At 34.3% G+C, this 11355-nt stretch carries 8 protein-coding genes; all 8 read left to right on the plus strand.

Annotation, left to right across the window (positions count from 1 at the left end):
• The first annotated feature begins 252 nt into the window (after positions 1–252).
• The 8 genes from ACW2QF_RS08655 to ACW2QF_RS08690 all read left to right on the plus strand — a co-directional run bounded on the left by ACW2QF_RS08655 (position 253) and on the right by ACW2QF_RS08690 (position 11113).
• The gene (locus tag ACW2QF_RS08655; RefSeq protein WP_455715601.1) at positions 253–1620 is read left to right on the plus strand and encodes a sodium-dependent transporter; all 1368 of its coding nucleotides are present in this window, start codon (positions 253–255) and stop codon (positions 1618–1620) included.
• Between the two features lie 127 nt (positions 1621–1747).
• Entirely contained in the window at positions 1748–2563 is an 816-nt protein-coding gene (locus ACW2QF_RS08660) for a hypothetical protein (RefSeq protein WP_455715602.1), read from the plus strand.
• Positions 2564–2593: 30 nt separating this feature from the next.
• Positions 2594–3043, plus strand: coding sequence for a D-aminoacyl-tRNA deacylase (dtd, locus tag ACW2QF_RS08665; protein ID WP_455715603.1), 450 nt, complete (start codon positions 2594–2596; stop codon positions 3041–3043).
• A 541-nt stretch (positions 3044–3584) separates the two neighbouring features.
• Positions 3585–6902 (plus strand): cellulase family glycosylhydrolase, encoded by a 3318-nt coding sequence (locus ACW2QF_RS08670; RefSeq protein WP_455715604.1) that lies wholly within the window; start codon positions 3585–3587, stop codon positions 6900–6902.
• A gap of 411 nt (positions 6903–7313) precedes the next feature.
• The gene (locus ACW2QF_RS08675; RefSeq protein ID WP_455715605.1) at positions 7314–8321 is read left to right on the plus strand and encodes a methionine ABC transporter ATP-binding protein; all 1008 of its coding nucleotides are present in this window, start codon (positions 7314–7316) and stop codon (positions 8319–8321) included.
• Positions 8314–8979, plus strand: a complete 666-nt coding sequence (locus ACW2QF_RS08680; protein ID WP_455715606.1) for a methionine ABC transporter permease — start codon at positions 8314–8316, stop codon at positions 8977–8979. Before ACW2QF_RS08675 ends, ACW2QF_RS08680 begins: the two co-directional genes overlap by 8 nt.
• Positions 8980–9016: 37 nt before the next feature.
• On the plus strand, positions 9017–9841 hold the full coding sequence (locus tag ACW2QF_RS08685; RefSeq protein WP_455715607.1) for a MetQ/NlpA family ABC transporter substrate-binding protein: 825 nt from the start codon (positions 9017–9019) through the stop codon (positions 9839–9841).
• Positions 9842–10159: 318 nt separating this feature from the next.
• A complete protein-coding gene (locus ACW2QF_RS08690; protein WP_455715608.1) occupies positions 10160–11113 on the plus strand; it encodes a carbohydrate kinase family protein in 954 nt (317 codons plus the stop codon).
• Positions 11114–11355: the final 242 nt, after the last annotated feature.

The raw sequence follows: 11355 nt of genomic DNA on the forward strand, positions 1-11355 counted from the left end.
GTCTAGGAAGTGCTTCGATTTATAAAAATAAAACTTCTGATTTCATTTCTTGTATTCCTTCAATTACCAAATAAAATAGTTTGACATGATACTATTTATTAGTTATATTTAAAAGTGATTGTTTTGTTAATAGCACTTTAACACATTAATACATATAAGTGCCGAAATGTGTATAATGACACTAAAGAAGCAAAATAAAAAGACAAAAAGACAAAAAGATAAAAAGATAGGATTTAATATCTTGGAGGAAGTATGGAAAGAGAAAAATTTAAGTCGAGATTAGGGTTTATCCTTATATCTGCAGGCTGTGCAATTGGAATCGGTAATGTATGGAGATTCCCTTATGTAGTTGGTAATAGTGGTGGAGGAGCATTTGTATTATTTTACTTATTCTTCTTACTAATATTAGGGATACCAATTATGACAATGGAGTTCGCTGTTGGACGTGCTAGTGGTAAGAGTGCAGTTAGAGCGTTTGAAACGTTAGAGAAGAAGGGGCAAAAGTGGCATATTCATGGTTATGCAGCTATGATTGGAAACTATTTGTTAATGATGTTTTATACAACAGTTGCTGGCTGGATGTTAAATTATTTTGTTAGAATGGCAGCAGGTAACTTCGAAGGCTCTGATCCCGCTGGTATTCAAGCAGAGTTTTCAGGAATGCTAGGAAATCCTAAAGTGCTTACATTCTGGATGGTAGTAGTTGTTCTAATTGGGTTTGGTGTATGCTATCTAGGATTACAAAAAGGTGTAGAGAAGATTACTAAAGTAATGATGATTGCCCTATTAGCAATCATGGTAATATTAGCAGTTGTTAGTATTACTATGAAAGGTGGTAAAGAAGGTTTATCATTCTATCTTGTACCGAATTTCGCTAAGATGAAAGAGATTGGAATTAGCAAGGTAATCGTATCTGCTATGAATCAAGCATTTTTTACACTTAGTCTGGGTATTGGATCTATGACCATCTTTGGAAGCTATTTAGGAAAGGAGAGAAGCTTATTAGGAGAGTCATTTAATATTGCTTTTCTTGATACCTTTGTTGCAATTGTGGCAGGGTTGATTATCTTCCCAGCTTGCTTTGCATTTGGTGTAAATCCGGATAGTGGACCTAGCTTGATATTTATAACGTTACCTAATATATTCAACGCAATGCAAGGAGGACGAATCTGGGGAAGTTGCTTCTTTTTATTCATGGCATTTGCTTCCTTATCAACAGTAATTGCGGTATTCGAAAATCTGATATCCTCATGTATGGATCTTTGGAATTGGAGTCGTAAGAAAGCTGTAGGATTGAACATTATATTCATGATTATCGCTTCTATGCCATGTGTACTTGGTTTCAATGTTTTATCTGGTTTCGAGCCACTTGGTGCAGGGAGTACTGTCCTAGATTTATTAGACTTCATTGTAAGTACTCTTATGTTACCAATTGGTTCTTTAGTCTTCCTATTATTCTGTGTAAGCAGATATGGTTGGGGATTTGATAATTATTTGAAGGAAGTGAATACTGGAAAAGGAATAAAGATGCCTCGCCTTATTCGCGGATATTGTAGATTCGTATTACCTCTTATTATTGTAATTGTAATTGTAGAAGGTTTGTACTCATTCTTTAAATAGGTAATTAGACAATACGTTTCTCTTTAATTTAAAAAGTTAACATTTTACTACTTCTTGTCGATATAAGTATTGTATATAGAACAACGATGCAAATTAGCATCGTTGTTTTAGGATGGGAGGAAGATATATGAATGTTAATTTGAATAGGTTAAGGAATCAGGATAACGGCTCCATGCAAATGGAAACTTCAACTGGTGAGAAAAAGCAAGGTGCACACAGAAAGACTCTGAATAGAAATGACTTAACTTTAGAGATAGATGTGATAGCACAGAAAGAATTCGATGCTAGGAAAAACGCAATGAAGAAGTTAGGAGATGTTTTTTCAAATCATCTAAAGACAGACAATGAAATTGATGTACGTACAAAACGTATGGCTGAATTAGAAGACGAAGTATTGAATGGGCAAAAAGAACTAGAAAAGGTTATGCAAAGTAAAGAGGAATTAAAGGAAGCTTACAAAGATAATCTTAACAGTGATGCATATATAACGGAGTTGAAAAATCTTGAAGATGCTGAAGATGAATGGAAAGCGAGAGTTACTAAAGCAAAATCCGAAAAGGCTGGAGAAAGCGCTATCATTAGTGGTATTCATCAAGCATTATTAAAATCAGATCCAATGGTAAAAGCTTCGAAAGAAGCAGATAAAATCATGGAAAACGCGAATAATGAAATTGTAAATGAATTGGTTAACCAAGCAAAAGATAATATTGACGAAAAGTTAGAAGAAGAAATCGAAGAAACGAAGAAAGCCAAGGAAGAGAAAGCGGAAGAAGAGAAGAAAGCGGTTGGAAAAGAGAATACTAGTATTAAAGATACGACAGAAGTAATACAGACAGCAGATTCCACACGTGATAAAATAAAAAAAGAAATAAAAAATCTCATTAATACACAACAACTTATCGAGGAAGATCTGAAAGGATTAGGAGTTGATCAGCAATTGTAGTAATGACAAGGAAAGGGATACAGTAACAGTATGAAAGTTGTAATTCAAAGAGTAAATCATGCTGCGGTAGCAGTAGACGGTAAGACAATTGGTAAGATTGGTAAGGGATTATTGGTTTTTCTTGGCGTAGGCAATGAAGATACTAAGGAAATCTGCGATAGATTTGTAGATAAGATTAGTAAGATGCGTATCTTTGAAGATGAAAATGGCAAAACAAATCTAGCCATTAACGATGTTAATGGTGAAATATTAGTAATCTCTCAATTTACTTTATATGCGGATTGTAAAAAAGGAAATAGACCAAGCTTTGTGAATGCTGGTAAACCTGATTTGGCAAATGATTTATATGAATATTGTGTTGAGCAATTTAAGAAAGTAATATCGGTAGTAGAAACAGGTGAATTCGGTGCAGATATGAAAGTTAGTTTGGAAAATGACGGACCATTTACTATCATATTAGATGATAGTATGATTAAGTAACATTTGTAACAAAATTATTTTGGCAGTGTAGATTATTGTTGCATATAGATATGCACTTGATAATCTACACTGTTTTTATGTAGTTCTACTAATGGAAAAATGGTGTTAGCGGGAAAATAATAGTAAATTTATACTAAAAAAGGAGAAGTCATTGACTAAATTAAGTATAAGTGCTATATTAAAATTAATAAGACAAAAAAAGTAATTAAGTAATATAATGCTAAAAATACTTCAAAACATTTGATAACTAGTAGACAGGCTTGAAATTATGTAAAAAGACATAGGCCTGTTTTCTTATGCAAGCAATACTTTAACATGGTAATTTTATAAAGTGATAAAGTTAGGGTTTCTATACTTCTTTATTCGTGTAGAGAAGTAATGAAATAAATAAAGTACATTTATTAGAGAGGGTACTGGGGATGGATACATAACTGCCAAATTAAAATCCAGTTGTGTAAATTAGAAATGTAGAAGGGAGGATAGAAGAATTCTTACTAATAAGAGTACATAAAAAACTATAATAGTATTAGGAGGTTTAAGTATGAGAAGGGGCTTATCTTTATTGATGTCAGCCGTCATGGTCGTTTCATTAGTATTCCCTGGGAGTGTGAAAGTAAAAGCAGATAGTAGTTCAAATGGGATAACGAGTGATTCAGCAATTGTATCAAATGAGGTTTATAAGATTACCGCAAAGCATAGTGGAAAAGCACTTGATGTAGAGGGTGCTTATACGAATGATGGTGCCAATGTGCAGCAATGGACAGATAATGGCAACAAACAACAGCAGTGGAAAGTTGTGTCCGTAGGAGATGGATATTACAAATTAATAGCAGCACATAGTGGAAAAGCACTTGATGTAGCTGCCTGGGGTACGAATGACGGCACCAATGTTCAGCAATGGACAGATAATAGTCAGGCTAATCAACAATGGAAGATTGTAAGTACTGGTGATGGGTATTACAAACTTATATCAAGACATAGTGGGAAAGCATTAGATGTCGCAGGTGGATACACTAATGATGGCGCTAATGTTCAGATTTGGACAGACAATGGAAACGATCAGCAAAAATGGAAGTTTACCAAAGTTACAAGTTCTGCAGATACGGAAGCTCCTTCTACTCCAGCAGGTCTTAGCGTGTCTTCTACCACAAAGAATACAGTAACTATAACTTGGAATGCATCAACGGATAATGTAGGAGTAGCAGGGTATGATATCTATGTTGGTGACTCAGTAGTAGGTACTGCTACAAGCACAAGTTATACAGTTACTGGATTAAGTGCAGGTACTACATACAGCCTTTATGTACAGGCAAAAGATGCCGCTGGCAACAAATCAGAAAAGAAAGGCATTACAGTTAAAACTAGCGACGAACAAACGGGTCGTGAAGGATTTTATATTGAAGGAACAACCCTTTACGATGCTTATGGCAATCCTTTTGTAATGAGAGGAATTAATCATGCATACATATGGTATCAAGGGCAGGAAAGTATCGCAATACCAGCTATTGCAAAAACAGGTGCAAACTGTATTAGACTCGTACTTGCTGATGGTCAAAAATGGACAAAGACTTCTTTAGCTGAATTACAAAGTCTAATTAAGTTATGCGAAGATAATAAATTGGTTGTTATTGTAGAAGTACATGATGCTCTAGGTTCAGATAGTATTGCAGATTTAGAAAAGGCAGCGCAATACTGGATTGAAATGAAGAATGCATTAATTGGACATGAAAAAACAGTTATCCTTAACATTGCCAATGAATGGGGTGGCAGATGGGACGGAGCAAACTGGAAGAATGGATATACTACGGTTATACCAACGATTAGAAATGCTGGAATTAAGAATACCATAATGGTTGACTGTGCTGGATGGGGTCAATATCCAAAATCCATCTTTGAGTATGGTAAGGAAGTAGCACAATCAGATACACTTAAGAATACAATGTTCTCAATCCATATGTATGAATATGCAGGTGGTTCAGCAGATGTTGTTAAGAGTAATATCAACGATGCCTTAAACATTGGATATCCAGTTTGTATTGGAGAATTTGGAATTAAGCATACAAAAGGTGATGTTGATGAACAGACTATTATGAGCTATTGTACAGAAAAATCTGTTGGATACTTAGGATGGTCATGGAAGGGTAATGATAATAGTCTTAGCTATCTTGATATGGCTTCTGACTGGGCTGGCAATACATTGACAGAACAAGGCCAAGCTATTATTAATGGACAATATGGAATTAAGGCAACATCAAAAGTATGTAGCGTATTTGAGAAAATAACAAAGGATGAAATTGCTCCAACAGTACCAAGTAACGTATCAGGAAAAGCAATTAGCTATAACTCTGTAGAGCTAAGCTGGAGTGTGTCAACAGATAACGTTGGGGTAACTGGATATAATATTTATCAGGATGGAGTACTAGTTGATATTAGCCAATCAAGTAGCTATACAGTGAAATATTTAAAAGCGAATAAAGAATATACGTTTTCAGTTAGTGCAATAGATGCGGCTGGTAATGAATCGGCTAAAAGCAGTACAGTTACTGTTAAGACTCTGGACAGCAATGATAAAGAAGCACCTACTGCACCTACAAATCTAAAAGGTACGGCATCTGTAACAACTGCAAATCTATCATGGAGTGCATCTACTGATAATGTTGGTGTAGAAGGTTATATTGTTTATAAGGATGGTGTTAAAGTAAGTATTTCTACCGGAACAAGCTATACTGTAACTGGATTGTTACAAAACACAGAATATACGTTTACTGTTACTGCTTTTGATGATGCAGGAAATGAATCTGTTGTAAGTAATAAGCTTGTTTTGGAAACTGGAAGTGGAAGTGAGTTTCCAGCAATCGAGCCAGGATTGATTGATGATTATGAAGATTGGTATGTAGGTATTAATGGAGGCGATAAACCAGCAACATCTACAGCAAAAATTACAAAACTTGAAACAGGTGGATTGAATATGACATTCGATCTTACGGTTGAGAACTATCCTTGCTTCCAAGTAGATCCAGCAACAACAATAGATTTGAGTGCGTATACAAACATGAATATTGTTGTAACAAATCCGAATGCGAAAGAGATTCAATTCCAAACAATTATAAAAGACGGTGACTGGAAATGGGTGGAACCAGCACAATATGTTAAGATTCCAGCCAAAACTACAATGATGATTTCAGTTCCTTTAGCTTCTATGACTTCGAAGACAGCAAACAGAATTAGTTTTCGAGTACAAAGCGGTGGTGGCGGATTTGCCGGTAGCATTCAGATACATGCGGTTGATTTTGATTTAGCTGATGGAACCTATGCAACTACAATTGCAGAAATGAATAGACCAAAAACTGCTAGCTACTATACTTGGAATTATACAGATTCTGCATTTACCAAAACAGTAAAAAGTGGTTTAGATGGCGAGACATTATATGCAGATTTTGCAGATGTAACAGTTACAAACAATGCAGGTATTTCTACAGAAACTCAGCCAGGTTTAGGAACGGGTCAAGATTGGTCTCAATATTCTAGCCTTTCTTGTACATTAACGAATAAAGGAACGAAAGCTATCCATGTGTCATTAGTTTTACGTACTGGCGGTGGTTGGACATGGCAAGAAACTGGCGGACAAACAGAAACTGATAAAACAGTAGAAAGAATAATTGAACCAGGTGAATCGGTTGATGTAATATATGATTTTAATGAACCAATTTGGAAATCAGCTCTTACTGAATGGGTAAATAGTGGTATGTTACAAACCTCTACCGATGTAAAAGGAGTTCAGTTTAAAATCTATTCGGATACAGATCAGAATCCATTTAGTGGAAGATTAGAAATTACAAATTTCAGTCTTAACTTTTAATTAGCAAGGAAAACTGGAATGTATTTCTGTAATATAGGTATTAAATAGTTTATGTAGGAAATTCATTTAACAGTGTAGATTATGGTTGCATATCGTTATGCACGTAATAATCTACACTGTTGTTATGTAGATGTATAATAGTTAGTATATATTCATGGGCAAATCAGCCAATAAAATCTCAGCAATTTAGATAATAAAACTTACGAAAATAATTAATTTGTAAAACGAATATGAATAATCATACAGAAAAATTATAAGAAAATAAAAAAGTAACAAAATAATATTGACAAAATTGAATAATATACTTATTATATTTTTGTATATCATATATAAATTATAGGGAATGTAGAGAATATCCATATAACTCATTATGGTTGGATTTAGAGATGATTAGCAAGGAAAGGTGAATGTATGGAACCAATTATTCGAATTAAGAATGTGTCAAAAACATTTGAAAATAAATCTGGTCAAGTGAAGGCATTACATAACATATCTATAGATATTGAAAAAGGAGATATCTTTGGAATGATCGGTATGTCAGGTGCAGGTAAAAGTACCTTAGTTCGTTGTATTAATTTCCTTGAGAGACCAACAGAGGGAACTGTTATAATAGATGGCAAAGACTTAGGGAAAATATCAAACAAAGATTTACGTAGGGCTAGAATGGAGATTTCAATGATCTTCCAACATTTTAATCTACTTATGCAAAGAACTGTTATTGATAATATATGTTTTCCGTTAGAGATTGCTGGAGTTAAGAAAAAAGAAGCAAAAGAAAGAGCAAGAGAATTACTTAAGATTGTAGGATTAGAGAATAAGGAAAATTCATATCCAGCTCAATTATCTGGTGGACAAAAACAAAGAGTTGCAATAGCAAGAGCAATTGCCAATAATCCTAAGATTCTATTATGTGATGAGGCTACAAGTGCTCTTGATCCAGAGACAACGAATTCAATACTTAATTTATTAAAGGATATTAATAAACGATTTGGAATCACAATTGTTGTGATTACTCACGAGATGAAGGTTATTCAAGAGATATGTAATAAAGTAGCAATCCTAAGCAGCGGTAATCTTGCAGAGACTGGCTATGTAAAAGATATCTTCTCGGAACCTAAAACAGAAGAAGCAAAGAGACTTGTATATCAAGGAACTTCAATAACTTCTTTAATGGGAGGAAAGAGATTTGTAAGAATCGTATTTGGTGAACAATCTGCCTTTGAACCGGTAATTGGTAACATGATTCTTTCTTTTAATACACCAATTAATATTATGGCAGCAGATACTCGTAATATCGGTGGTAAAGCACTAGGAGAGATGATTCTACAACTTCCAGAAGATGAAGCAGTTGCTGGACAGATGATAAATTATCTGCGAAATAGAAAGCTAGTAGTTGAGGAGGTGGACCTTAATGTTTGATCAAGGAATAATGGATATGTTAAAGACGGGTTTGTTTCAAACTCTCTACATGGTAATAGTATCTACTGGTGTTGGATATCTACTTGGCTTACCAATGGGCATTGTATTAGCGATTACCGATAAAGATGGAATTAAACCAAATGTAATCATCTATAAGATACTTGATGTTATCTCTAATATTGTACGAAGTGTACCATTCATCATAACTGTAGTTTTATTAATACCATTTACAAGATTTTTAGTTGGCAAGAGTTATGGTCCTAGTGCGACAATTGTCCCTTTGGTTATCGCAGCTACGCCATTCATTGGACGAATGGTGGAATCTTCACTAAAGGAAGTTGACCATGGAGTGATCGAGGCAGCGCAAAGTATGGGTGCTTCAACATGGACGATTATCCGTAAAGTTTTATTAGTAGAAGCAAGAACTCCTTTAATTGTCGGAGCTACTATCGCAATCGGAACAATCCTTGGATATACTGCAATGGCAGGTTTTGTAGGTGGTGGCGGATTAGGAGATATTGCAATTCGCTATGGTTACTATCGATATGAAACAGATATTATGATTGTAACCGTTGTAATCCTTGTAGTATTAATACAGTTGTTTCAAGGTTTGGGTATGTTCTTATCAAAGCGCTTAGATAAGAGAAGTACGAAGTAAAGCGTTTAGTTATATATATAAAAGGAGGAGTAATAGTATGAAGAAAAACATATTAAAAGCGGTAGTTATCGGAACTTTATTGGTAGCATCTTTAACTGGTTGCAAGAAGGAAGAGAAAGCTTCAGAAGATAAAGTAATTACAGTAGCAGCATCAGCAACGCCACACGCTGAGATTCTTGAACAAGCGAAAACAATCTTAGCAAAAGACGGATGGGAATTAAAAGTTACGGAATTTAGTGATTATGTACAGCCAAACTCAGTTGTAGAGAGTGGAGAGTTTGATGCGAATTATTTCCAACACATTCCTTATTTAGAGCAATTTAATAAGGATCAAAAAACTCACTTAGTAAATGCAGGTGGTATCCACTATGAACCATTCGGTATTTACCCAGGTACAAAGAAAGATTTATCAGAACTTGTAAAAGGTGATGTTATCGCTGTTCCTAATGATACAACAAATGAAGCAAGAGCGTTATTATTATTACAAGACAACGGGATTATCACATTAAAAGATGGTGTAGGTCTTGAAGCAACTGTTAAGGATATCGTTGATAACCCATATGAAATCAAATTTCAAGAGTTAGAGGGAGCTCAAGTTTCAAGAGTAGTTTCGGAAGTAGCATTCGTTGTATTAAATGGTAACTATGCATTAGAAGCTGGTTTCTCTGTAGCAAAAGATGCAGTTGCTTATGAAGCATCTGATTCAGAAGCAGCTAAAACTTATGTTAATGTTATTGCTGTAAAAGAAGGTAATGAAGACAACGAAGGCATCAAGAAATTAGTTGAAGTCTTAAAATCAGATGAAATCAAGAAATTTATCGAAGAAACTTATGATGGTGCGGTAATACCTTTTGAAGATTAATTAATCATTAATAGAAGAAAAGCTCGTGAAGGCTTGAAATAGTAAACCTTTCACGAGTTTTTTCTGTTTATTAATGATTCTATTCATGTATAAATTGATAAAAAGAGTAGAAATCGCATATCCTAATAGAATTCCAAATAAGAAGATTATCGATCATAAGAGGTCGAAATATAGAGGGGTATGGGATTGGGCTAGTTATTGTTATCAAAGAAAATATTAACATTAATATTTCCGTTGAAATTAAAAGTGAAATGTACTATAGTAGTTAAATACAACTTATTAAGAGAAAACAGAGTTATTAGGGAGAAGTATTATCAAATGAGTATTAAAAATGAACCGTATATTTTAGTTTTTGGTGTTTCCGTTTATGATATTATTGGATTTACCTATCAAAATTACAAACCGCAGGATTCTAATCCTGGAAATGTTAGAGTTTCTTTTGGTGGAGTATCCCGTAATATTGCGGAGAATATGGCAAGATTACATGTGAATACGAAATTCATATCTATTATTGGAGATGATGAAAAAGGAAGAAGTATTCTTAAAGCAGCAGAGAAATTTAATTTGGATATGAATGACTCATTAATTGTTGAGGGAGAATCAACACCAACCTATATGGCAATTCTTAATGAACATGGTGAAATGGAATCTGCTATTGTGGACATGAAAATTACAGATAAGGTAAGTGCGGAATTTATTGATAGTAAGGCAGATATTATAAAGAATGCAGAATATATGGTTCTGGATACAGACAATCCGGTAATACTTGAGTATATATTAACAGCATATAAAGGCGAGACAAAATTTATATTAGATCCCGTTTCTGCATCAAAGGTAGCAAGAATTAAGAACCTAATACCATACTTCCATACAATTAAGCCAAATAGATTAGAAGCGGAAGTGCTTTGTGGATTTGAACTAAAGAGCACAGAAGATGTAAGAAAAGCAGGAGCATATTTTAGAAGTCTCGGTGTCCAGAATGTGTTCATTAGTCTGGACGCTGATGGGATCTATTACAATAATAGTGAAAGCGAAGGTCTTATCAAAGCAAAACAGGTTCCTGTTGTAAATGTTACTGGAGCAGGGGATTCCTGTGTGGCAGGTTTAGGTTACGGATTCATGCATGGCTTATCTATTGCTGAAACCGTTAAATATGCAATTGCAATGTCAGCCATTACAATTTCTCATGCAGAGACTATTCACCCAGATATGGGACAGGCAATTGTGGAGCAATATCTACAACGTATGGAATGGACAGAAGTAAGTTTTTAGTACAAGAGAATAACGAAACTATTTAAGTAAAGTGAGTTACAATAGTTAAGACCAAAGAAGATAAACTGGTTTTGACTGTTGTAACTTTTTGGTTTATAGCAATGCAATTATAGGGAGTTATTCTTAAATAAATCTTTACATGTTATTATGTTTATTTTACAATAGAAAATGTAATAATTTTGCAGAATTATACAAGGCTTAGTATCAAACAAATTTAAAATCTATAGAGGTAACTCTTATTT

Source organism: Anaerosporobacter sp. (genome assembly GCF_965301125.1).